We start from the raw sequence: 24,819 nt of genomic DNA on the forward strand, positions 1-24,819 counted from the left end.
AATGACTTCAGAGAATTTTTATTATTTAACAACAAGCTCGTAACGAGTTTTGCTGGTGAAAGTTTCACCTGCTTTGAGGATGACTTGATCTTTAAGAACGCTATGAATAGCATCTGGTAAAGCTTGCGCTTCAAGAGCAATCCCATTGTGCTGAATCATTGGCTGACCAGCGATGATGACACTCTCATCCACAAAGTTTGCTGTGTAGACCACAAAGCAAGGAGCCTCTGTCTTGAAGAGCAAGAAGCGACCTGAACCTTGGTCATAGAGGAATCCAGCATTGTCATGTCCTGCAGGAAGAGCAAATGGATGGTCCAAACCAGATACGAGTTGGATTTGCTCATCTTCTTCTGCAAAGATATCTTTCAACAAAGCACCATTGTAGATATGTTTGACCACATCACGGTTAGCATCTGGAGTTTTCGCTGGGACACCGTCAGGAGCGATTGGATAGATACCCTCTGTATTCAATTGGAAGACATGACGGTCAACTGTCTGAGTGAAATCACCTGACAAGTTAAAATAGCTATGATTAGTTGGATTGACCAAGGTATCCTGGTCTGTCGTTACCTTGTAACTAACTTCGTAGGCACCACTTTCTTCCAAGTTGTAGCTAATCCAGATCTTAAGATTTCCAGGGAAACCTCCAGTCCCGTCTGCTCTTTCTGTGTAAAGAGTCAAACCATGATCATTCACTTCGACTAGCTCAAACAAGCTAGAATCCCAACCAGTTGAGCCACTGTGGTTACAGTTGCTAGCGTTGTTGACTTCTAGTTCATAGGTCTTCCCATTGAGTTCAAATGTTGCACCTGCAATACGACCTGCAACTGGACCTACACTTGCTCCATGTTTAGGGCTATTTCCCACATAGCTTTCGAAATCGTCAAAACCTAGAATAACATTGGCAAAATTGCCAGTCTTATCTGGAGTTACATAGCGTAAAATTGTTGCTCCATAGGTCATGATTTCCAGTTGGTAGCCTGCCTCCGTTTCAAAACGGTAAGCGAGGACATCCTTGCCATCTACTTTTCCAAATACACGTTCTGTGTATGCTTTCATCCTTCTCTCCTTTTTCTATTTCAATTAAGTAAACAAACCATAGAAAGCGCATTCACGTTCTATGGTTTTATTGTATGATTTACAGATACCTTTGTCAAGAAACCATAAATATTTTCTTAACAAAAGTAGTTCCTTCTATTTCTATCCTATGCTTCTACACGTTCAGTCCATGAAGTAGCTGTTGTTTGAAGTACTTTATTAAGTTCATCGATGTTTTCAAAACCAGTTGTACGAAGCCATTCGCGAGCTGCCGCTTCACCATCTTTGATGTAAGCTTCAACTGATCCAGCCCATGTAGCACGTCCACAAAGAACACCATTGAAGTTTGCACCTGATTCGTGAGCAAAGACAAGAGTTTCTTGGAATAGCTTAGCGGATACACCTGCACTCAAGTAGATGTAAGGAAGGTTAGTAGCTTCGTCTTGGGCTTTGAAAAATGCTGCTGCTTCTTCACGTGTATGAACAACTTCACCTTCAGCAAAGCCTTCAACGTATTTAACGTTAACTGGAACTTCTACTTTCAAAACATCAATGTTAAAGCGTGGATCTGAAAAGACTTTCATAGCACCGATAACCTTATGTGGTTTCACTTTAGCATATTCTGCAGAACCTGCATCAGCGATCTTTTCATCGTAAGCCAAGATTTCAAGGAAGAATGGAATATCTTCTGCCACACACTCAGAACCAATACGTTCGATATAGGCTTGTTTTTGTTGGTTAAGTTCGTCAGAGCTATCTACGTCATAGTAAAGCAAGAACTTAACAGCATCTGCACCTTGTTCTTTGATACGTTTTGCAGACCAAACATCCAAGCAGTCTGGCAAACGTTTTGTGCTTGTTGTGTCGTATCCAGTTTTTTCATAAGCAAGGAGCAGACCAGCTTTTGGAGCAAGTGCCTTTGTAGCTGGAAGTCCGTATTCTGGGTCAAGAAGCATTGATGAAGCGTATTTTGTCAATTCATCCGCTACCAATACTTTAAGTTCTTCCATTTGAGCTACTGTTGGCTCCTCTGTTTGGTATTGAGCCATGAGGCGTTTCAAAGCACCACGTTGGTCAAAAGCAAGAGCTGAGATGATACCATTTTCGTCTGAGAGTTTTTGCAAGCAAGCAAGTTTATTTGGGCTTAATGTTAATTTACTCATAGATTCTTCCTTATTTTTCAAATTCGTGAATAATAACACCTTGAACAACACGGTTAACTGTACCTGTAGGTGATGGTGTATCTGGTCTGTTACCAACTTTAAGTGAAGTCAAGAGAGCAAATAATTGACCATAAACAATGTAAGGGAAGACACGGTAAACGTCATTCAGAACCCCACCGCATCCAAGTGCTACTTCCTTAACATTTTCAAGTCCGAAGGCTTGATCGCTCAAGAGAACAACACGACGAGCAATTTGGTCTCCTGCAACTTCACGAACCAAGTCCAAGTCGTACTTACGAGTATAATCTGTTGTCGTACCAAATACCAAAACAACTGTATCTTCGTTGATCAGAGATTTTGGACCGTGACGGAAGCCAACTGGGCTTTCATACATAGTCGCAACCTGACCAGCAGTCAATTCCAAAATCTTCAGTTGCGCTTCATGAGCAAGTCCGAAGAATGGGCCTGCACCTAGGTAAATCACTCGGTTAAAGTCTAGGTCTACCAACTCTTTGACATCTGCTACATTATCAAGGACTTTACGAGCTAAACTAGATAGCACTTCAAAACGTTCAGCTTTAACTGCAAATTCTGTTGGATCAAATACCAAAAGTGCTGTCAACATCATTGAAGTGAAGCTTGAAGTCATAGCAAAGCCAGCATCATTAGACGCAGCTGGTTGTAGCAACAAGAGGTTGCGGTCATCACCATGCGCTTGGAGAGCCAATTTCCCTTCAGCCGCACATGTGATAGTTACTTGATAAAGTTCATCAACCAAGGCCTTGGCCAAGTCAACTGTTGCCACACTCTCAGGTGAGTTCCCGCTACGCGCGAATGATACCAAAACAGTCGCCACATCTTTTTTCAAATAAGTTTGTGGGTTTGCTACGATATCAGTTGTCGCAATAGCATTAAAGTTCCATTTACGTTCATCATAAACTTCCTTGAAGTAAGGAACGAGAGTATCACCTACATAAGCAGAAGTTCCAGCACCAGTCAGGATAACCTTGATGTAGTCATGTTTGTCAGCAATTCCTTGCAAGAAGGCTGCAATTTCATCACGTCGTGCTTGATAAGCTTCAAAAGCTTCTTTCCAAACGTCTGGTTGTTGGTAAATTTCGCGAGTTGTGATTTCTGCCCCCAACTCAAGCAATTCTTCTTTTGTATAATCTAGCATTGAGTTCCTCTAATCTATTATTATATTGTTTTGTATTTAAAATATGGGAATGGGAGTAAGCCCCATTCCCATTTATATTCTATGAAATGTGTTCAAACAGTATTTCTGTTATTACACCTTATTCGTCTTCATCGTCATCGAAGCCAGCCAATAAATCATTAACTTTGACAATGCTTTCTGAAGCACGATTTTTATAATCTGCATCAGCTCCAGTTAGGCTTGCATTGATAAATTCAATAACCATTGGAAGATTCATTCCTGCATAAAGTTCGATGTCACGACCTTCCATAATCAGACGGCTCACCACGTTACATGGTGTTCCACCAAGGAGGTCAGCAAAGACTAGAAAATCATCCAAACCTTCGACAGCAGCTTCAAATTTCGCAGTGAAATCTTCTGGTCCATCTTCTGGAAGAAGAGCTACCGCATGAATGTTGTCTTGTGGACCCATAATCATTTCTGTGCTACCTTTAAGTTCTTCACAGAAACGTCCATGGCTCACTAAAATCAATGATTTACTCATAAATTATGCGCCCATTCCAAGTAAGAATTTACCGATGAATGAAAGTCCAACAGCAAGAGCAATGATAATACCGATTGCTTTAGTTGAGTTCATACCTTTCTTACCAAGCAACCAGAAGATGAATGCTGTGAAGATTGCTGGAAGCAAGCGTGGGAAGATTGAGTTCAAGATATCTTGGAAGTCAATCATTTTCTCACCGATTGGCAATTTGTATGAAATTTCAAAGTTGATCATTGTTGCTACAAGAGCACCCATCATGAATACACCAAGAACAGATGCAGCTTCAATCAAAGCTGTCAAAGTGCTTTGCATGTTGTTGATAAGGTTAACCCCTTCTTTGTAGGCAAATTCCAATTGTTTCCAACGGAAGATGTCATACGCTACTGCAACTGCGATCCAAAGGAAGATACCCCAAGGTTGACCAGCGATAGCCATTGTTGCAGCGATAGATCCCATGATAGCAGGTACAAGTGAACCAAAGATAGTATCTCCAAGAGGAGCGAATGGTCCCATCAAACCTGTCTTGATACCGTTAACCGCATCTTTTGAGCCAACGCCATCTTTTTCTTCCATAGCAAGGTCAAAACCAGCGATGATTGTGTGGAAGAATGGTGAAGTGTTGAAGAATTGAGTATGAACTTTCATCATTTCTTTCAACTCAGGAGTTCCATCTCCATACATTTTACGCAATTGTGGCAAGATCATGTAAAGGTAACCTGATGCTTGCATACGCTCGTAGTTCCATCCCAATTGGAAAGTGAACAAGCTACGTTTGTTAATTTGATTAAAATCTTCTTTTGTTAATTTGTAATTAGAATTCGTCATCTTCAATTTCCCCACTTTCTGATGGTGTAGAAGGTGCTGCTACAGCAACTTTTTGGCTGTTCTTGAAGTGAACAACTGCAAGGAAGATACCCACGATAGAGATACCGATCATAGACAATCCTTTGAAGTTGTTTGCAAAGCCAATTTTTTCAGCAACGTCAGCAGGAAGAGTGCCAATGATACCAGCAACTGCTCCACCAAGACCTGTTACGTATGAGTAAAGTACAGTCAACATAGCTGTCAAACCGAATCCCATAGCAAGGTAGTGAAGGTTACGTTTAACTGGAAGGTAACGAAGCAAGATAGCGAATCCAAGACCTGGAAGCATACGACCTGCAAGAGTCAAACCGTCTGCAACCCATTGGTATTCTTTAACAAGGTTTACAACACCTTGTACGAATTCTCCACCAAAAGCAAGGGCGAAGAATACTGGAAGGGCACGAGAAGCAGCCCATGGAAGCGCACCAAGAAGGTAGTTACGTTCGATAGCTTTATAGTCAAAGCGTTCGATCGCAGCATCAATACGGTGTGCGAAGAATGTAGTAGTCATACGACCAAGTACGTCGAAGTAAGTCAAAAGTGCCGCTACTGGTACAGCGATTGTAGTGATCGCAAGATCTGTTTCGATACCTTGTGAAACTGAGAAAGCTGTCGCAAGAACCGCACCAGAAGTTGCGTCGATACGAGAAGCACCACCGAAGGTACCTACCCCAAGGACAAACAACTGCAAGCTACCACCGATAAACAAACCAGTTGTCAAATCTCCCATGATCAAACCAGTAATGAAACCAGCGAATACAGGGGAACCTGCAGAAGAAACGATCGTCAACTCATCACAGATTTGATAAGCTGAGTACAGAGTGAGAAGTAAAATTTGCCACCATTGTATCATAACAATGACCTCCTAAAAATTTTTTCCTATTTTAATAAGCTCAAAAAGTCTGAAACTGGATCATTTTCTTCTACGTCTTTATCTACAACGTTGATTGAACGTGTAATAGAACGTGTTTCTGGTGTTTGAGACATATTACCAACATTGACTGCTTCAAGCGGTACCCCTGCTTCCACTAATCCAAGGAAGCGGTCTGGTTTACGAGCAACGATAAACAAACGTTGGCTATCATATTTTCCAGCAAGGATATTGGCTGCAGCTTTTTCAACTGGCAAAATACTAAGTTTTACACCTGGTGGTGTTGCAAGTTTCAATCCGCTCTTTTCAACATCGTTGTTAACAACTTCATTGTCAACGACCATGATACGTGAAACATTCAGTTTAGCAGACCAAAGGTTTGCTACTTGTCCGTGGATCAAACGTCCATCAATACGGCATCCTACAATTGTCATAAATTTTCCCCCTTTATATGTTTTAGTGTAGGTTTACGAGTTAAGTGTATGTGATCTCTATATTCCCCTTCAGTTTCAAAGATAATGATGCGGTTAGCACCTTCCTTGAGATAGCTGTATGGAATATAAAGCGATAAGGTTGGACCAACATTCCAGAAACGACCTAGATGATGACCATTGACATAGGCAATCCCTTTACCAAACTCAGATAGTTCTAAGTAGGTGTCCTTCGGAGCCTCAACTTCAAAGTCATAGGCGTAAAAGGCAGGTTGTCCTTCTGTCCATCCTTTTGAAAAATCAATCTTTTCAGGATTATCTAGTGGAAGCGGATAGTGTTCCCAGTTCAGCATGAAGTGTAAATCTTTACAGACACCTGTACGAATTCCTTTTCGTTGTGTATCTGCTAGGAACTTATGCCCGTAATTGACACGCCCCATATTTTCTACCAGGACATCAAATCGAGAGAGCGCTTTCTTTTCTCCTTGATAGAAGATGTCCTCACCAATTTCTGTCTGGTACTGAGTTGCAACCCATTTACCATCTACAAATAGCTGAGCTCTGTCTCGACCATCAATGATGCGGATGCGTTCTTCTTCTGCATCCCAACTAGCTTCTGTACGATAGAGTAGATAGCCGTAGCTTTGTCCCAACTCTTCCATTTTCTTAGGATAGAGACTTTTAGTTGGACTTGTTAGGCTATCCAAGGTTTCAAATAGAGAAACTTTCTCAACCAGTGGAATGTTTTCAACTTCCATGCTCTCTTTGTAAAGCGGTTCTAATTGTGGATACTCAGGATAGTAAGTCGCCATCATTTCCTTAACTGCCATGTATTTAGCAGTTGGATTCCCAGCTTCATTAAGGAGAGCGTCATAATCATAAGATGTTACTTGTGGTAAATCAATAGTTCCTCGAGCTGAACAACCATTCATAAAACCAAAGTTGGTTCCACCGTGGAACATGTAAAGGTTGATAGAGCCTTGCTCTAATACCTCATGTACAGCTTCTGCTAACTCCTCTGGCTCACGCGTGATGACTGGTTCTTTCCATCGGTTAAACCATCCATCCCAGAATTCCATACACATGAGTGGCCATTTCTTGCCATACTCATCAAAGAACTCTTGCATTTGCGAGAAGTTAAAGTTTGCTTTTGAACCAAAGTTCCCTGTCACAAAGAGATCATCTTCAATCAAGGTACCAGCTTTCAGAGTTGCCCGCCATGGACCATCAGATGTAAAGAGCGGACAAGTCACTGAACGTTCTTCCATCAATCGGCGAATCTCACGCAAGTAGGTTTTATCCTCACCGTATGAACCGTACTCATTTTCAACCTGCATCATGAGGATGTTACCACCATTATCCAACAATATTGGAACAAGACGTGGAAGTAAATGATCATAGTAGCGTCCTACCATTTCTATAAAGGCTGGATCAGAGGAACGGATTCGCATGTCTTTATTTAAAAGCCATGCTGGTAAACCACCGAATTCCCACTCTGCACAGATAAAGGGAGATGGTCGAACAATAGCATACAAGCCTAAGTCCTGAGCTGTCTGAAGAAATTTTTCAATATTAAGATTGCCTTCAAAATTGAAGTTTCCTTCAGTTGGCTCATGCAAATTCCAAGCGACATATGTTTCAACAGTGTTAAAACCTAGAGCCTTGAGATTGTACAATGAATGATACCAGTCTTCTTCAGGAATTCTAAAATAATGAATGGCACCAGATAAAATTTTGAATGGTTCCCCATCTAGGTAAAAATCATCCTCAATTTTAAACCTTGTCATTTTACCACCCCATACTTTTCCGTTTGCGCTTTCATTTGTTGTTATATTAAATGATAAACTAATGAATCCATCTTGTCAATAGATTTTTCGAAAATTATTTAAAATTTTTCTTTTTTTTACTGAATTGTTTTCTAAAATTCTTGTAAAAAATTTTTTTCTTAAATATTTTCGATCTAGATAGCATAAATGTATGAGTTTTTAACCGTAAATAATATGTAAGTCAATCGCTTAGAATATTATTTTATTTTTTTACATTATTTACTATCATTTTCAAACTATTTATGGTAAAATCGAAGATGGAGAAGGAAAAAATGAGGTGAAAATATGGCAATTCCAAAGTATCAATATATCAAAGATGAATTGAAAAACAAAATCATTTCAGGTCAATTTGCAAGTGGCGACAAGTTCTACACTGAAGCAGAATTGATTGCAATGTATGACGTAAGTTCGATCACTGTTGTTCGCGCCTTAAACGACCTTGCTAAAGACGGTTATATTGTCCGCCAACAAGGAAAGGGAACCTTTGTGGCTCGCGCTCGCAAGCACAAACTCGTAGAATTTTCTGATGTAGAAATTTTTGAAACCAAGGACGATAAAGTCACTGTTCTTTCCATTGAACGCGGTAACGATCTTAACTACTTAGAAAAATTGGGATTGCGTGGCGATCAATTTTATTACAAAATCGAACGTATCCGTGAATCTAACGGTGTTACTTATATCTACCACACATCTTATATCCCTGAACAATACATCAATGCAAACTATCCAAATCTTGAATACTATAGTTCTATCTATAATCGTTTCAAATTGGACTACCACATTCACATGAATGACGAGCATTTTGAAGAAATCAATGAAATTGTATTTCCAACTCCAGAACATGCTGCTTCTATCCTAGGAATCGACGCTCAATTCCCAACTGTTCTCCAAACCAAGACAACTAAACTTGAGTCAACTGGCCAAGTGTTGGAATACATTGAAACTTACAAACGTTCTGATTTCTATAAGATTAAATTTATCTCATGTGATCGCGATCACTAAACATTAAAAAGTCTGAGACAATCGTTTCAGGCTTTTCTATTTTTCATTATAGCACGCCAGCTTTTAGTAGGAAATATCAAATGACTCTAAACTATAATTTGGAGAAATTTTACTAAAAACAGAGTAAAAATAAAAATTTAGTTCAAATTAAATAACTTCTTATATTTTTTTTAGGTATTTTATTAAAATACTTGACTTTACTAGATTCAGATAATACAATGGAATCAGTTTGTGAAAACGCTACCAAAAACAATAAATTAGGAGGTTATTTAATGAAACCAGAAAATAAACAGCGTTTCTCTATTCGTAAATACGCAATCGGAGCAGCTTCTGTCTTGATCGGCTTTGCCTTTCATGCGCAAGCTGTTGCCGCTGATGGAGTCCTACCTACTACAACAGAGAATCAACCTACTATCCAAGCCGCAGGAGAATCGTCTCCACAGGCCAGCGAAGAAAAACTTGAAACTAGTCCTACACCAGAAGCCGTAGCTCCTGCAGCTCCAGTGACACCTGTAACAAACACTGAAGCACCAAAAGTTGAAGCTACTCCTGCACCTATCGTAGAAAAAACTGTTACAACCGAAGAAACTCCAGCAAAACCAGAAGTAACTGAAGAAGCTAAGCAGCCAGAACCAGAACCAGAAAAGGCAGAAAACAAAGAAGTTGCTAAAGTTGAAGCTCCTGTAGTCGCTACAGAGAAAGCAGCTCAAGTCAATGAAAAACTAGCTAAAAAGAAAATCGTTTCAATCGATGCAGGGCGTAAATACTTCTCTCCTGAACAACTGAAAGAAATCATCGACAAAGCCAAACACTATGGTTACACTGATCTTCATCTCCTAGTCGGAAATGATGGCTTGCGTTTTATGCTAGATGATATGTCTCTAACTGTAGGGGACAAGACTTATGCAAGCGACGATGTCAAACGCGCTGTTGAAAACGGAACAAATGCCTACTACAACGATCCAAACGGCAATCATCTAACTGAAAGCCAAATGACCGACTTGATTAACTATGCCAAGGATAAAGGCATTGGACTTATCCCATCTGTTAACAGTCCTGGTCACATGGACGCTATCCTTAATGCCATGAAAGAACTAGGTATTGAAAAGCCTAACTTTAACTATTTTGGTAAAGAATCAGCACGTACTGTCGACCTTGACAATGAAAAAGCAGTTGCCTTCACAAAAGCTTTGATTGATAAGTATGCAGGCTACTTTGCTGGTAAATCTGAAATCTTCAACATCGGTTTGGATGAGTACGCTAACGATGCTACAGATGCTAAAGGATGGAGCGTTCTTCAAGCCTATAAATGGTATCCAGAAGATGGATTCCCAGACAAGGGCTATGACAAATTCATCGCCTATGCTAATGACCTAGCTCGTATCGTCAAATCTCACGGTCTAAAACCTATGGCCTTCAATGACGGTATCTACTATAATAGCGATACAAGTTTTGGTACCTTTGACAAGGACATCATCGTCTCTATGTGGACTGGTGGCTGGGGCGGTTACGATGTCGCTTCTTCTAAATTACTAGCTGAAAAAGGACACGAAATCCTCAATACTAACGATGCTTGGTACTACGTTCTCGGCCGTAATGCTGACGGGCAAGGTTGGTACAACCTCGATCAAGGATTGAACGGTATTAAGAGCACACCGATTACTTCTGTACCAAAAACAGAAGGAGCTGATGTTCCTATTATCGGTGGTATGGTAGCGGCTTGGGCTGATACTCCATCTGCTCGCTACTCTCCATCTCGTCTCTTCAAACTCATGCGTCAATTCGCAAACTCAAATGCTGAATACTTCGCTGCTGATTACGAGTCTGCCGAACAAGCTCTGAAAGAAGTTCCAACAGACCTTACTCGCTACACAGAAGAAAGTATTGTAGCCGTTAAAGAAGCCGAAAAAGCCATCCGTGCTCTCGATAGCAACCTTAGCCGTGCTCAACAAGATACTATTGATCAAGCGATCGCAAAACTCCAAGAAGCTGTTAGCAACTTAACCTTCACTCCAGAAGCTCAAAAAGAAGAAGATGCTAAACGCGAAGTTGAAAAACTAGCTAAGAACAAGGTTATCTCTATCGATGCTGGACGTAAATACTTCACGCTAGACCAACTTAAACGCATCGTAGATAAAGCCAGCGAACTCGGTTACTCTGACCTTCACTTGCTCCTTGGAAACGATGGACTTCGCTTCCTACTTGATGATATGAGTATCTCAGCAAACGGCAAGACTTATGCAAGCGACGATGTGAAAAAGGCCATCATCGAAGGAACAAAATCTTACTACGACGATCCTAATGGAACTACTTTGAACCAAGCTGAAATCACTGAGCTTATCCAGTATGCTAAGGACAAAGGTATTGGACTAATCCCAGCTATCAATAGCCCAGGTCACATGGATGCTATGCTTGTCGCTATGGAAAAATTAGGCATCGCAAACCCTCAAGCTAACTTTGACAAGGTTTCAAAAACAACTATGGACCTTGAGAACGAAGAAGCAATGAACTTTACAAAAGCCCTTATTGGCAAGTACATGGACTTCTTTGCAGGCAAGACTAAGATCTTCAACTATGGTACAGATGAGTATGCCAATGATGCTACCAACGCTCAAGGTTGGTATTACCTCAAGTGGTATGGCCTCTATGGTAAATTTGCTGAATACGCTAATAGCCTAGCTGCCATGGCTAAAGAAAAAGGTCTTCAACCAATGGCCTTTAACGATGGCTTCTACTATGAAGACAAGGATGATGTTGAGTTTGATAAAGACGTTATCATCTCTTACTGGTCTAAAGGATGGTGGGGTTACAACCTTGCATCTCCTCAATACCTAGCAAGTAAGGGGTACAAATTCCTTAACACGAATGGAGATTGGTACTACATTCTCGGTCAAAAACCAGAAGATGGTGGTGGCTTCCTCAAGAAAGCTATTGAAAATACTGAAAAAACTCCATTTAACCAACTAGCATCAACTAAATATCCTGAAGTTGACCTACCTACTGTTGGTAGTATGTTAGCTATCTGGGCTGATCGACCAAGCGCAGAATACAAGGAAGAAGAAATCTTTGAACTCATGACTGCTTTTGCAGACCACAACAAGGACTATTTCCGTGCTAACTACAAAGCGCTACGCGAAGAACTTGCTCAAATCCCTGAAAACTTAGAAGGATATAGCACAGAAAGTCTCGACGCTCTCAAGGTTGCTAAAGACGCTCTTAACTACAACCTCAATCGTAATAAACAAGCTGAGTTAGATACACTTGTAGCTAATCTCAAAGCTGCTAGACTTGGTCTTAAACCAGCTGCCACTCACTCAGGAAGCCTCGATGAGAGTGAAACTGCTGCTACAGTTGAAAATCGACCAGAGCTTCTTGTTAAGACAGAAGAAATTCCGTTTGAGATCGTTAAGAAAGAAAATCCTAACCTTCCAGCAGGACAAGAGAAAGTCATCACTGCTGGTGTCAAAGGTGAACGGACTATCTATCTTTCAGTTGTGACTGAAAATGGCAAGCAGACAGAAACAGTTCTTGAAAATCAAGTAACGAAAGAAGCTGTCAATCAAGTTGTCGAAGTTGGAACATTAACAACACATGTAGGAGACGAAAAAGGTCAAGCTCCTGTTGCAGATGCAAAACCACGTGTTGTGATCGAGGACGAAGAAATTCCATTTACAACGATCACTCGCGAGACTCCTTCGCTACCTAAGGGACAAACTCGTCTAGTAACTGCAGGTGTCAACGGTCGTCGTAGCCATTTCTACTCTGTGACTACTGCTGCTGATGGATCTGAAGTTAAAACATTGGTTACTAGCGTTGTAGCTCAAGAACCAGTCGCTCAAGTGATCGAAGTTGGCAACCCTGTCACTCATGTCGGTGATGAACATGGTCAAGCAGCTATCGCTGAAGAAAAACCAAAATTAGATATTCCAAATGAACCAGCTCCAGCAACTGTTCCTGTTGAGGAAAACAAAGCTCTTCCTCAAGGCCCAGCTCCTGTAGCAAAAGAAAATAAACTTCCTGAAACAGGAAGCCAAGGTTCAGAATGGTTGATTGCTACTGGTCTTATGACTGCTCTCACAGCTTACGGACTTAGCAAGAAAAAAGATTAAGCACAAATAAAAAGCGGGACAAAAGTCTCGCTTTTTATTGTGATTATTAATCACCCAAACCGATGCGTTCGAAGATCTCATCCACACGTTTGGTATAGTAAGTTGGGTTAAAGATTTCGTCAATTTCTTCTTGAGTGAGGCGTGAAGTCACTTCTGGATCTGCTTCGAGAAGTGGTTTAAAGTCTACTTGGTTATCCCAAGATTGAGCTGTCTTTGGTTGAACAAGGTCGTAAGCTTGCTCACGTGTCATGCCTTTTTCAATCAAAGCAAGCATGGCACGTTGGCTGAAGATCAAACCAAATGTAGAGTTCATGTTGCGGATCATGTTTTCTGGGAAGACAGTCAAGTTCTTAACGATGTTTCCGAAACGGTTGAGCATGTAGTCAATCAAGATGGTTGTATCTGGTGCGATGATGCGCTCAGCTGATGAGTGAGAGATATCACGTTCGTGCCAAAGGGCTACGTTTTCATAAGCTGTTACCATGTGACCACGGATGACACGCGCAAGACCTGTCATGTTTTCAGAACCGATAGGGTTGCGTTTGTGAGGCATTGCTGATGAACCTTTTTGCCCCTTAGCAAAGAATTCTTCCACTTCACGTTGTTCTGATTTTTGAAGACCACGGATTTCAGTAGCCATACGCTCGATTGAAGTCGCGATGCTAGCAAGAACTGCAAAGTACTCAGCATGAAGGTCACGAGGAAGGACCTGTGTAGAGATTTCTTGAGCACGGATACCCAATTTGTCGCAGACGTATTTTTCAACGAATGGTGGGATGTTGGCAAAGTTACCAACCGCACCAGAAATCTTACCAGCTTCCACACCAGCAGCAGCATGCTCGAAACGCTCGATATTCCGTTTCATTTCGCTGTACCAAGTTGCCAATTTAAGACCAAAAGTTGTCGGCTCAGCATGCACACCGTGGGTACGACCCATCATGATGGTGAACTTGTGTTCTTTGGCTTTGTCAGCGATGATATTGAGGAAGTTTTCAAGATCCTTGCGGATGATGTCGTTGGCTTGTTTGTAGAGGTAACCATAGGCAGTGTCCACCACGTCAGTAGAAGTCAAACCATAGTGGACCCACTTGCGCTCCTCACCAAGCGTCTCAGAAACCGCACGTGTGAAAGCCACCACATCGTGACGAGTTTGCTGCTCGATTTCCAAGATACGGTCGATGTCAAAGTCCGCTTTTTCACGAATCAAAGCCACATCTTCCTTAGGGATTTCTCCCAACTCAGCCCATGCTTCGTCAGCTAAGATTTCCACCTCAAGCCAAGCACGGTATTTATTTTCTTCAGTCCAAATGTTCGCCATCTCAGGGCGAGAGTAACGTTCGATCATGTTGTTTCTCCTTTAATCTTCAATATTCATGTAATTTTTTATTTTATACTATGACGCTTCAAATTTAAAAACTAAGGTTCTTTAGGCTATGTTTTAATTTCTTCCAAAAGCCTTTGATTTCTTCATCTTCATCAATATAAAGACTACTTTTTAAAACAATAATTACAAATCTCCTATCATAGGTAAAAGCTTGAACAGTGAGGTAATATCCTAACAAAACAAAAATAATAACTAATAGCATCTGACCGATAAAGCTATTTTCTATCCCATTTTCATTACCCGACCAGAAAAATTTTAAAAGTTCTTCTTTAGTGATAATGTCTTTAAGAAAAGTAATATATGTCGTGCTAACAAAAATCGAAATAGTAGCCAAAATACCACAACTCCAATTTGCAAAACTGGCTATCTTTTTTAATGAAGACTCTATGTCATTAATTAACATTATTGTAGAATTTTCATCTAACACATTTTCTTTTTTAATGTATATTGCTAAATTTTTTATATTAATTCTCTCAAAAAGAATTATCAATCGGTAAAACACTCCCAAAAGTACCAAAAAAAGAAGTACTACTATATTATTTTCATTCAGTTCACCGTTTAGAATTAAAAAAAGTAAAGCCAAAATTCCATACAACAATATATACTTGAAGAATTTATTTGTAATAGAATCAATTAAGCTTATCTTATCTCTCAAAAATTTTTTTACTTCAAAATATTTTACCGGCATTTTATTCCTTTCTGGACTCTTACATATCATACGTGACTTCACTAAGCAAAGTCACGTGTTCCATATTGCGATTGTACTTCACTTCTAGTTTACCATATAAGTGTAGGTAAGTACTTGTTCTTTTTTTCTATTTTATAAAAAGACAAGTACCTTCATCCTGAACTCAGTTCCTAGGAAACTTTCTCTTTCATCAGATTTCTCTTTGACTTTCTTACATTTACTCCTACTAATCTTAAATTTTGTGTTTCAAAACGATAGATTTATTCATCATCTTCTTCTTCACTATTTGGGTCATTGAGAGGGGTTGGTAAATCTAAATGCCCAATAGTATCAGATATAGCTTGAATAGACTTCAATATCCCAGTATCTATTTTAGGTACTTGAATATTATGGAACACTTCCATCATAGATTTGATCGCATTATTAAAATCAAGATTGTTAGCATAAAACCTATCCATTGCTGGTCTTATCGCTTCTGATACTGTTTTTGATAAAGATGATAAGCTAGCCAGAAACTCCTGATCAAAAATATCATTTGTAAGTTTTCTAGTTGCTTCAAAATCCCATCTCGCAAGCATGTTATATTGAACCTTTTTTAATTCTTCGATTACATCTGATAATAACGAATCTATTTTTTTATAACGTTTATAGGTTAGCATGTGAAAATGCATAACGTCATTTCTGTAGTCTTTAATACTATTGTAGCTGTTTTTGAGCACATCTGCTCTCTCATTATCGGTGAATGGTACAAAATGCTTTTCCCATATAGTGATTGGGAGGGCTTTTTTTATCATCTGTTTCAGATGATATTCGCTTTTGTCTTGAAAATTTTTAAAATGATTAGTTAGGTTGTTAACTGGATTTATATTTATTTCAAATATCAATGAATGGAGTTCAGCTATTTGCAGTCTTTCAATATGCTCTATTGTATGAATTTTTGATAAATCTAATTTATCATTAGTCTGTTTCTTAACAATCCTTACAATATTCTCGTCCTCTAGTGGAGACAAAGCTAATACAAAAATTTTTCGTAATAACGATTCATATGTTTGAAACTTAGGATAAAGCCTATTCGAAAAATACATAGACAAACTATTAGATAGAATTGAATATTTCAAATGATTTTTTCCTAAAAATTCTCTAAATTTTGAAAGAAACTCACCAAATTTTTCTGCCGACTTCAATTTATAATTACTATATTCATACCTAAGTGAAATTTCGACTATCCCACTTCTAAATTGTTGGGGATTTATTGTAAATTCATCATTTTCGTAAAAACACTTATAGTCAATCGAACACTCCGCTAAATTCTTATCACCAACTGCACCTTGCTTACTAGAAGTAATACTAATTATCTCTGAACTAAGAAATAATTCATCAAGTTTGACAATGCTTATATTTTTAGTTAATAACTCCACCTCAAATTTCATATTTCTCCTAAAAATCAATCCCTTTCCCAAATTCCTCTACCTCATCCGGTTCATCACTAAACAAAGTCACGTGTCCCATCTTGCGGCTGTGCTTCGCTTCTATTTTACCATACATGTGGAGGTGGGCGCTTGGATTTTCTGTCACATATTTTTCAGCAGCCTCGACATGCTGGCCGAGAACATTGAGCATGACTGCTGGTGCATGTAGTTTGATGTCTGGCAATGGTGCTCCGAGAACGCCCAAGATATGAGTGTCAAACTGAGAAAAGTCGCAGGCTTCAATCGAGTAGTGGCCTGAGTTGTGTGGACGTGGAGCAATCTCATTAACGATAATATCATCAGCTGTCGCAAACATTTCCACGCAAAGAGTTCCAGAAAGGTTCAATTGTTCAGCGATTCGCACTGCCATGGTCTTGGCTTTGTCTGCTAGACTTTCAGAAATGCGAGCAGGCACAATAGTTTTTGAAAGAATGTTGTTACGATGGATATTCTCCTGAATAGGGAAGACTGTCACATCCTTGCCATTTCCTGACACGATGACAGAAATCTCAAGGTCAAAGTTGACAAATTCTTCCAAGACACAGTCTGCTGAATCAGCTAGTGCATAGGCTTCTTCCAAGTCTGCTTCTGAACGAATAACCTTTTGTCCATGACCATCGTAGCCACCAGTCGCCGTCTTGAGGACATAGTTTTTCGATAGGTCAATATCTGCCAAGTCTTGACTTGAGGTCACAACCTTGTAAGGTGCAACGGTTACTTTGGCCTTGTTTGAGAGAAAGTCCTTTTCAAAAATGCGATTTTGAGAAATGCGGAGCAAGTCCGTTCCTTGAGGGAGTTGCCCATCCTTGATAACAGCATCCAAACCGTCGGCATCCACATTTTCAAACTCATAAGTGAGGACATCGCAACGCTCCGCCAACTGGCGAAGAGCGTCCACATCATTATAAGGAGCCACGATAATCTCCGCCACGCGAGAGGCCGGACAATCCACTGCAGGATCCAACGCGATAACCTTGTGACCCATGTAGATAGCAGAAATGGCCATCATCTGACCAAGCTGACCGCCACCAATAATTCCGATTGTTTTAGATGAGCTCATTTGTAGACTCCTCTGCGATTTTTCCTTGTTCTTCTGCGAAATCAGCCAAAGCTGTCGCAATAGCCTGGTCCTCTACTGAGAGGAGACGGAGGGCAAAGAGAGCAGCGTTGGTCGCACCTGCTTCACCTATAGCCATAGTTGCGACTGGTACGCCTCCCGGCATCTGAACGATAGAGTAGAGAGAATCCACACCGCTAAGCGCACGAGACTTGACGGGCACACCGATGACTGGAAGGGTTGTTTTCGCTGCTACCATCCCTGGCAAGTGAGCAGCGCCACCAGCACCTGCGATGATGACCTTGATGCCACGGCTACGTGCTTCTTCCGCATGTTTGAACATAAGGTCTGGTGTACGGTGTGCGGAAACAACTTTCTTTTCGTAGGCTACACCGAAGCGGTCTAGGACTTCTGCTGTTTTTTGCATGGTTTCCCAGTCGGATTTTGAGCCCATGATAATGGAAATTACTGGTTTCATAGTTAATATCCTTTTCTTTTTGATAATTGTCTTAGGTGGTGGGGACGGAAGCAAACCTTCGGTTTCATTCCTAAACTTTGAGCCTAAGGTCTCAAAGTTTCCCCCGACCAGAACAGATGCTGTTCTGATCTTTTCACCACGGCAACCATTATCTTAGTTTGGCTCGCTTTCGCTCGCCATGACAAAGTTAGTATCTGTTAATCTTTTATGGCCTTGCTACCGATATCCGTACGATAGAAGAGGCCTTCTGTGTTTTGTTTGTTGAGTTGGTTGTAAATGATGTTTTGGCCGTCTTTGACGGTGTCTGCTGTTGTGACGAGCATGTAGACACGTCCGCCGTTTGAGAGGAGGTCTTGGCTATTTTCAGCGAATTTAGCACCAGCATAGTAAGTGATGATGTCACCTTCTGTCTTGGCTGGAAGCTTGACACCCTTCTCATAAGCGAGTGGGTATCCGTTTGAGGCTACAACCACGCCTAGTGTCACACCCTTGTCCGTCCAAGTGATGGCTGGCTCTTTGCCTTCCAAAATGTCAGTGATGTTTTCTGCAAAGTCAGATGTCAAGCGAGGCAAGATGATTTGCGTTTCAGGATCACCAAAACGTGAGTTGAATTCGATGACTTTAGGGCCATCAGCTGTCAAGATAAGTCCAGCGTAAAGGACACCAATGTAAGGACGACCTTCTTTGATCATTCCTTCAAGAACTGGCTTGACAATAGTGTCAACTGCTGTGTCAACCACGCTCTGTGGCAAGTGAGGAACTGGCGCATAGGCACCCATCCCGCCAGTGTTAGGGCCTTTGTCGCCATCGTAGGCACGTTTGTGGTCCTGTGCCGTTGGCATAATGTAGAACTTATCCCCATTGACAAAGGCAAAGAGAGAAAACTCTTCCCCGTCAAGGAATTCCTCGATGACCACGCGCGCGCCTGAATCACCGAATTTATTGTCCAAAAGCATCTCATGAGCAGCTTCAACTGCTTGCTCAACTGTCTCCGCAACGACCACACCTTTACCAAGGGCCAAACCGTCTGCCTTGACGACGATTGGAGCACCTTTCTCCTCGATATAGGCCTTGGCTTCCTCAAAATTTGAAAATGTCCCATAGGCTGCTGTCGGAACGTCGTATTTGACCATGATTTCCTTAGCAAAATCCTTGGACCACTCCAGCTCAGCTGCAGCCTTGGTCGGACCAAATGCCTTGAGACCTGCCGCATTAAAATCATCCACAATCCCAGCTGCAAGGGCATCATCTGGCCCAATGAAGGTCCAAGCAATATCGTTAGACTTTGCAAATTCAATCAATGCAGAATGTTCGGAAATAGAGATATTTACCAAATCAAGTCCATCTAAGGTCATCCCGTCATTCCCAGGAGCCACGAAAACTTGCTCAACGTCTTTAGACTCCAACAACTTTTTGGCAATCGCATGCTCACGACCACCTGAGCCAACAACTAACAGTTTCATCTCTCAACCTCTTTTGCGAATTATTTACTAACATTATACCATAAACGTTCGCTTTAATCTTGTTTCGTTCAGCTTTTTAATCAAAAAAAGGAAAGAAACTGTTTTCTTCCCTTTCATTTTCTTAATGTCTAAAATGTCTTACTCCTGTGAAGACCATAGTCAAGCCGTATTTATCAGCAGCTTCGATAGACTCTTGGTCACGATGATTACGTTTAATATTTTACCTTCAACATTCTTTTAATCTTACTGATATATAATGTTTTTCTCGTTATCGTCATTAAAACTAATAGACAGTAACTTTCTCAATCCATAGTGGACAACAAATTTTGTATGGATATTTACCGGCTTGTCAATATTATAATCTCGATATCTAAATTCAATATTTCCTGTATTCAACCTAATACCCAATACTCCTAATTGTACAAGTAAAGTTAACAATTCCAATAATTCGTCAGTATTACCTTGACGTTTTTGCATAAAATCGAATAACTTATGATAGGTAAACTCATATTTACCAAGTTCAGAAATTGATTTTAATAGCTTATCAACTTCATCAAATTTACCTGTTATCTTCAATTCATTAGATATTTCCTTGTAAAACCACTCTGAATATTCTTTTTCAACTCGTTGCATATTATTAAGAACAATTTTTTGATCCTCAGGAAATTTTTTCTTGTATATGTTAAAGAACGATACTATATCCCTAGGTCGACCAAAACTTCTAGACATCATATATTTAAATATTGTATCTTTTGTAGGAAAGAAATTCCTTCGTATTTCACTCAAAGGAAGATTATCATCAATACTTTTACTCATTTTATACAAAACCATCTTAATTAGAGGGCTATCTGAGGCAGCGGCATTAGATTCATACCAAATCAACTCTATTCCCCCAGATGTTATCGGCTTATTGACATCGCCTGATTTTCCAAATAATAGCTTAAGAATGTCACTTCTTAAAAGCAACACAATTTTTGAATTTCCTTCAATTTTTCTGTTGAGTGATTGGGCTCCATAAATCATAGAAATCATTAAATCTATAAATTCATCTAAATCCATGGTTTCTTCTAATCTATCCATATCATCAAAAAAAATAAAATATACTTTTGAAGACGCTTTTAAATAATTTAAAACCTCTGTTTCAATTTCTTTATATTTCTTAAAATATGGAGATTCAATACTAGTAGTTTTTTGTGTACTTCCAGAGCTAGAGGTTACCTGTAATTCCGCACCTAAATCAGATATTTTTGAGTTAAATTTCCCGCTATTTTTAATTTCCGTAGAATCTTCGTTTATAAATTGTTGAACCTCTAAAAATTGTCGTGTCACTGATTCAATTAGTTTTTTTATTTTCCGCTTCCTATAAAATTGCCAAAAACGGGCATACTCATAATCTTTTTTTATTAAGTCAACAAATTGTTGCAAAAATACGTATCTCCAAAACAATGATTGTTCTTCCTTCTTAACAGAATCATACTTGAACTCTTTCAGTTTCTCATAGATATATTCATCATAGGAAACTATTTTACTAGACTGATTAGCATTATGTCTCATTTTTTCATTTAGGTATGAAGCTAATAAAGTCTTACCAGTACCTTTTCTGCCATAAATGATAAATTTCTTTTTTTTGCTTAGCTCTTTTTCATAAAAAGAATCTTCATCATAAAATAAATCTTGAAATTTAGGTTCTAACGATTCATCACTTCCATCAACATCTCCAAAATTAAAATCTTTTATTCTTACTTCATTTAATTTCATAATAACTCCTACCACATAATAAGAAAACTGGTGTGCCTAGTGACATAACTTCATCGATAACTCGATTACTGACACTAAAATTACCACACCAGTTTCTTAAATTAATTCTTAGAATGTAACTACATTCTACTTAATTATTCGTAAAATGTCAACTATAAAATATTATTTCAAGTAATTTTTCCTAATGTCTAAAATGTCTTACTCCTGTGAAGATCATTGTCAAGCCGTATTTATCAGCAGCTTCGATTGACTCTTGGTCACGGACTGATCCACCCGGTTGGATGATGGCCTTAATACCTGCTTTGGCGATTTCTTCCACATTATCTGCAAATGGGAAGAAGGCATCAGAAGCAAGAACAGCACCGTCAAGACGGTCTTTAGCTTGGTCAATGGCGATACGAACAGAAGCCACACGGTTGGTTTGACCAGGGCCAACACCAAGTGTCATGTGGTCATTGGTCACAATAATGCCGTTTGATTTGACGTACTTGATGGCTTTCCAAGCAAACTCAAGAGCAGTCGCTTCTGTCTCAGTTGGTTGGCGTTTAGTCACCACTTGCCAGTCAGCTGGGCTTTCTTTGACAACGTCTTGGTTTTGAACGAGGAGACCACCAACAACACCAGTGTATTCTGCTTCTGCTTCACTGGCATCTTGAGCATCAAATGGCAAAGCTAGGATGCGCAAGTTTTTCTTCTTAGTTGTCAATATTTCAAGCGCTTCGTCAGAATAGCTCGGTGCAATGATGATTTCAAGGAAAACTCCGTGCATTTTTTGAGCTGTCGCAGCGTCTACCTCACGGTTGAGAACGACAATACCACCGAAAATAGAAACTGGGTCAGACTCATAAGCATAGTCCCAAGCAGTTTCGATATCGTCAGCTTGACCAATCCCACATGGGTTCATGTGTTTGAGAGCCACAACAGTTGGACGATCTTTGAAGTCACGGATGATACGGATAGCGGCATCAGCGTCACGGATATTGTTGAAGGACAATTCTTTACCGTTTAGCTGTTTAGCCGAAGCAATTGAGTAAGCCGTTGGCAAAGCTTTTTGGTAGAAGTCTGCGTCTTGTTGAGGGTTTTCACCGTAACGCATTGGTTGCTTAAGGTCATACGTCAAAGTGAGTTTCTCAGGTTTACTTTCCCCTACTTGAGCTGTGAAATATTCTGCGATCAAGGCATCATAGGCTGCTGTGTGACGGAATACTTTCGCTGCCAACCGTTGGCGAGTTTCGTAACTTGTTTCGCCGTTCGCTGACAATTCGTCAAGCACAACAGCGTAGTCAGCAGGGTCTACCACAACTGTTACGCTAGAGTGGTTTTTAGCTGCTGAACGAAGCATAGATGGACCACCAATATCGATGTTTTCAACGGCATCCGCGTATGTCACGTCTGGTTTGAGGATAGTTTCCTTGAATGGGTAAAGGTTGACCACAACAAGGTCAATCAATTCAATTTTGTTATCATTAGCAGCCTCTAGGTGGCTATCGAGGTCACGACGAGCGAGGAGACCACCGTGGATATTTGGGTGGAGAGTCTTGACACGACCGTCCATCATTTCTGGAAAACCTGTCACATCGTCGATGGCAATGGTATCAACACCAGCATTGTCAAGTGCAACCTTGGTACCACCTGTTGAGATGATATCCCAACCGAGTTTTTTGAGTTCTTGGGCAAATTCAACAATGCCCGCTTTGTCTGAGACACTAATTAGTGCGCGTTTAGTCATTTTCTTTCTTTTCCTTTTTTAAAAAAGTTCTTCATCTGCTACAGTCAAAAATGTTTTTTTCAACTCTAGGACTTCCTTATTTTCGTGTAGTCCCCAAACGTTCCAAAACTTCTGGATAGAGTTTGTACTCTGTTTCGTGGATGCGAGTCTCGAAAGTATCAAGGGTATCTCCTTCAAGGCGTGGCACACGGACTTGTTTGATAACCTTACCGGTATCAACACCAGAGTCCACCCAGTGAATAGTCACGCCAGACTGGTCCACACCTGCATTCCAAGCATCCTCAATACCATGAGCGCCTGGAAATTCAGGGAGAAAAGCTGGGTGAATATTGATGATGCGACCTTCATAAGCTGCTAGTAAGGTTGGGCCAACAATTTTCATATACCCCGCTAAGCAAACCAAATCTATCTGGTGTTCATCCAAGAGTTTGACGATAGCTTCTTCATAAGCTGCTTTATTGTCAAATTCCTTGAGTTCAAAGGCATGGCTAGCCACACCAAGATTCTTGGCACGTTCTAAGACATAGGCATCACGGTGATCTGAAAAAACAAATTCTACTGGAAATTGTTCCGCAATCACCTGAAAGTTTGAGCCGTTACCAGAGGCAAAAACAGCAATCCTTTTAGTCATTATTTAATCACCACACTTGCGCCATCTTTCTTCACAATACGACCAATTTCATAAACAGGTTCGTCAAGAAGTTCTTTGACACGTTCCACATTTTCTGGTTTCACTGCAAGCATGAGACCAATCCCCATGTTGAAAATTTCAAACATTTCTTCATGTTTGATTTGGCCATATTTTTCAAGAACTTTGAAAATTGGAAGGACTGGCACTTTGCTTTCATCAATTTCAGCAGCCAAGTCATCCGCGAACATCCGTGGTACATTTTCGATGAAACCACCACCTGTGATGTGGGCAATTCCGTTGACCAATTCTTCTTTGATAAGTGGCAATGCTGCTTTGACGTAGATACGAGTTGGTTCCAAAAGAACGTCTTTAAGTTTCTTCCCTTCCAATTCTGGGAGAACTTCTTCCCCCGTGTAATCAGCAAAGACACGACGAACAAGTGAGTAACCATTTGAGTGGATACCGCTTGAAGCAAGTCCAAGAATCACATCCCCTTCAGCTACTTTTGACCCATCTATGATTTGAGATTTTTCTGCAACACCGACAGCAAATCCAGCCAAATCATAGTCATCTTCACCATACATACCAGGCATTTCAGCCGTTTCACCACCGATAAGGGCTGCACCAGCTTGCACACAACCTTCAGCCACACCAGCAACAACTTGTTCTAGTTTAGCTGGTTCATTTTTACCAGTTGCGATATAGTCCAAGAAGTAGAGAGGTTCTGCCCCTGCAGCGATGATATCATTGACACACATGGCCACACAGTCCTGACCGATAGTATCGTGTTTGTCGTACTTGATAGCAAGCATAAGTTTAGTTCCGACACCATCTGTACCTGAGATCAAAACCGGTTCTTTGACACCTGTTTTTGAAAGGTCAAACATACCGCCGAAACCACCAAGAGCTCCCATAACACCTGCACGTTCTGTACGTGCCACGTGTTTTTTGATCCGTTCAACAACTTCATAACCCGCTTCAACGTCCACACCAGACTGCGCATAAGCATTTTTATTCGTCATTTTATTCATTCCTTTTCTTTTTTTGAGAAAGACTGCGACGTATTTTTAGATAAACAATTATTTTATCTAAAAATACTAGTCAGGTCTCTAGCTTTGGTCCCATAGGAGAAAGAGTCTACTGACAAACGCCTTAGCT

20 protein-coding genes and 2 pseudogenes are annotated in these 24,819 nt (G+C 40.3%); 2 read left to right on the top strand and 20 right to left on the bottom strand.

All coding sequences use genetic code 11. The features are described 5' to 3' along the window. Positions 1 to 21 precede the first annotated feature (21 nt). From E7C97_RS02275 to E7C97_RS02310, 8 genes are all read right to left on the bottom strand, one after another. On the bottom strand, positions 22 to 1,059 hold the full coding sequence (locus E7C97_RS02275; protein WP_316108000.1) for an aldose epimerase family protein: 1,038 nt from the start codon (positions 1,057 to 1,059) through the stop codon (positions 22 to 24). Between the two features lie 146 nt (positions 1,060 to 1,205). After that, entirely contained in the window at positions 1,206 to 2,201 is a 996-nt protein-coding gene (gene lacD, locus E7C97_RS02280) for a tagatose-bisphosphate aldolase (RefSeq protein WP_316108001.1), read from the bottom strand. 10 nt (positions 2,202 to 2,211) lie between these two features. Further along, on the bottom strand, positions 2,212 to 3,378 hold the full coding sequence (locus tag E7C97_RS02285) for an SIS domain-containing protein (protein WP_049503181.1): 1,167 nt from the start codon (positions 3,376 to 3,378) through the stop codon (positions 2,212 to 2,214). A 118-nt stretch (positions 3,379 to 3,496) separates the two neighbouring features. After that, positions 3,497 to 3,901: a PTS sugar transporter subunit IIA gene (locus tag E7C97_RS02290; RefSeq protein ID WP_075229687.1), complete on the bottom strand. Its 405-nt coding sequence runs from the start codon at positions 3,899 to 3,901 to the stop codon at positions 3,497 to 3,499. A gap of 3 nt (positions 3,902 to 3,904) precedes the next feature. Next, positions 3,905 to 4,726: a PTS system mannose/fructose/sorbose family transporter subunit IID gene (locus E7C97_RS02295; protein WP_000185292.1), complete on the bottom strand. Its 822-nt coding sequence runs from the start codon at positions 4,724 to 4,726 to the stop codon at positions 3,905 to 3,907. Then, complete coding sequence (locus tag E7C97_RS02300) at positions 4,713 to 5,618, bottom strand: PTS mannose/fructose/sorbose/N-acetylgalactosamine transporter subunit IIC (protein WP_000616985.1); 906 nt, start codon at positions 5,616 to 5,618, stop codon at positions 4,713 to 4,715. Before E7C97_RS02300 ends, E7C97_RS02295 begins: the two co-directional genes overlap by 14 nt. Positions 5,619 to 5,644: 26 nt before the next feature. Continuing rightward, complete coding sequence (locus E7C97_RS02305) at positions 5,645 to 6,070, bottom strand: PTS sugar transporter subunit IIB (RefSeq protein ID WP_398581132.1); 426 nt, start codon at positions 6,068 to 6,070, stop codon at positions 5,645 to 5,647. Beyond that, entirely contained in the window at positions 6,067 to 7,854 is a 1,788-nt protein-coding gene (locus E7C97_RS02310) for a beta-galactosidase (RefSeq protein ID WP_316108002.1), read from the bottom strand. Before E7C97_RS02310 ends, E7C97_RS02305 begins: the two co-directional genes overlap by 4 nt. A 324-nt stretch (positions 7,855 to 8,178) precedes the next feature. On the opposite strand from E7C97_RS02310, the gene E7C97_RS02315 reads away from it, so the two are divergent. After that, on the top strand, positions 8,179 to 8,895 hold the full coding sequence (locus E7C97_RS02315; protein ID WP_049526826.1) for a GntR family transcriptional regulator: 717 nt from the start codon (positions 8,179 to 8,181) through the stop codon (positions 8,893 to 8,895). 272 nt (positions 8,896 to 9,167) lie between these two features. Beyond that, positions 9,168 to 13,004: an LPXTG-anchored beta-N-acetylhexosaminidase StrH gene (strH, locus tag E7C97_RS02320; RefSeq protein WP_316108003.1), complete on the top strand. Its 3,837-nt coding sequence runs from the start codon at positions 9,168 to 9,170 to the stop codon at positions 13,002 to 13,004. 46 nt (positions 13,005 to 13,050) lie between these two features. Here strH and purB read toward each other — a convergent pair whose 3' ends face one another. The 12 genes and pseudogenes from purB to purM all read right to left on the bottom strand — a co-directional run bounded on the left by purB (position 13,051) and on the right by purM (position 24,683). Continuing rightward, positions 13,051 to 14,349, bottom strand: coding sequence for an adenylosuccinate lyase (gene purB, locus E7C97_RS02325; protein ID WP_045762515.1), 1,299 nt, complete (start codon positions 14,347 to 14,349; stop codon positions 13,051 to 13,053). Between the two features lie 64 nt (positions 14,350 to 14,413). Next, positions 14,414 to 15,076: a hypothetical protein gene (locus E7C97_RS02330; RefSeq protein ID WP_316108004.1), complete on the bottom strand. Its 663-nt coding sequence runs from the start codon at positions 15,074 to 15,076 to the stop codon at positions 14,414 to 14,416. Between the two features lie 19 nt (positions 15,077 to 15,095). Then, a pseudogene (locus E7C97_RS09620) lies at positions 15,096 to 15,182 on the bottom strand (hypothetical protein); the annotation flags it as partial. A 154-nt stretch (positions 15,183 to 15,336) separates the two neighbouring features. Further along, on the bottom strand, positions 15,337 to 16,506 hold the full coding sequence (locus E7C97_RS02335; RefSeq protein WP_316108005.1) for a hypothetical protein: 1,170 nt from the start codon (positions 16,504 to 16,506) through the stop codon (positions 15,337 to 15,339). A 7-nt stretch (positions 16,507 to 16,513) separates the two neighbouring features. Further along, on the bottom strand, positions 16,514 to 17,605 hold the full coding sequence (gene purK / locus E7C97_RS02340; RefSeq protein ID WP_316108007.1) for a 5-(carboxyamino)imidazole ribonucleotide synthase: 1,092 nt from the start codon (positions 17,603 to 17,605) through the stop codon (positions 16,514 to 16,516). Further along, complete coding sequence (gene purE / locus E7C97_RS02345; RefSeq protein ID WP_216734148.1) at positions 17,592 to 18,080, bottom strand: 5-(carboxyamino)imidazole ribonucleotide mutase; 489 nt, start codon at positions 18,078 to 18,080, stop codon at positions 17,592 to 17,594. Before purE ends, purK begins: the two co-directional genes overlap by 14 nt. Positions 18,081 to 18,277: 197 nt before the next feature. Further along, positions 18,278 to 19,543 (bottom strand): phosphoribosylamine--glycine ligase, encoded by a 1,266-nt coding sequence (gene purD, locus E7C97_RS02350; RefSeq protein ID WP_316108008.1) that lies wholly within the window; start codon positions 19,541 to 19,543, stop codon positions 18,278 to 18,280. Between the two features lie 121 nt (positions 19,544 to 19,664). Beyond that, positions 19,665 to 19,745, bottom strand: a pseudogene (locus E7C97_RS09625) (IMP cyclohydrolase); the annotation flags it as partial. A 41-nt stretch (positions 19,746 to 19,786) separates the two neighbouring features. Then, positions 19,787 to 21,301, bottom strand: coding sequence for a P-loop ATPase, Sll1717 family (locus E7C97_RS02355; protein ID WP_301393583.1), 1,515 nt, complete (start codon positions 21,299 to 21,301; stop codon positions 19,787 to 19,789). Between the two features lie 181 nt (positions 21,302 to 21,482). Next, positions 21,483 to 23,030, bottom strand: a complete 1,548-nt coding sequence (gene purH, locus E7C97_RS02360; RefSeq protein ID WP_316108009.1) for a bifunctional phosphoribosylaminoimidazolecarboxamide formyltransferase/IMP cyclohydrolase — start codon at positions 23,028 to 23,030, stop codon at positions 21,483 to 21,485. Between the two features lie 76 nt (positions 23,031 to 23,106). Then, on the bottom strand, positions 23,107 to 23,661 hold the full coding sequence (gene purN / locus E7C97_RS02365; protein WP_049509349.1) for a phosphoribosylglycinamide formyltransferase: 555 nt from the start codon (positions 23,659 to 23,661) through the stop codon (positions 23,107 to 23,109). Further along, a complete protein-coding gene (gene purM / locus E7C97_RS02370) occupies positions 23,661 to 24,683 on the bottom strand; it encodes a phosphoribosylformylglycinamidine cyclo-ligase (RefSeq protein WP_316108011.1) in 1,023 nt (340 codons plus the stop codon). Before purM ends, purN begins: the two co-directional genes overlap by 1 nt. Between the last annotated feature and the right edge of the window lie 136 nt (positions 24,684 to 24,819).

Source organism: Streptococcus sp. (assembly GCF_032481935.1).
Classification (GTDB): domain Bacteria; phylum Bacillota; class Bacilli; order Lactobacillales; family Streptococcaceae; genus Streptococcus.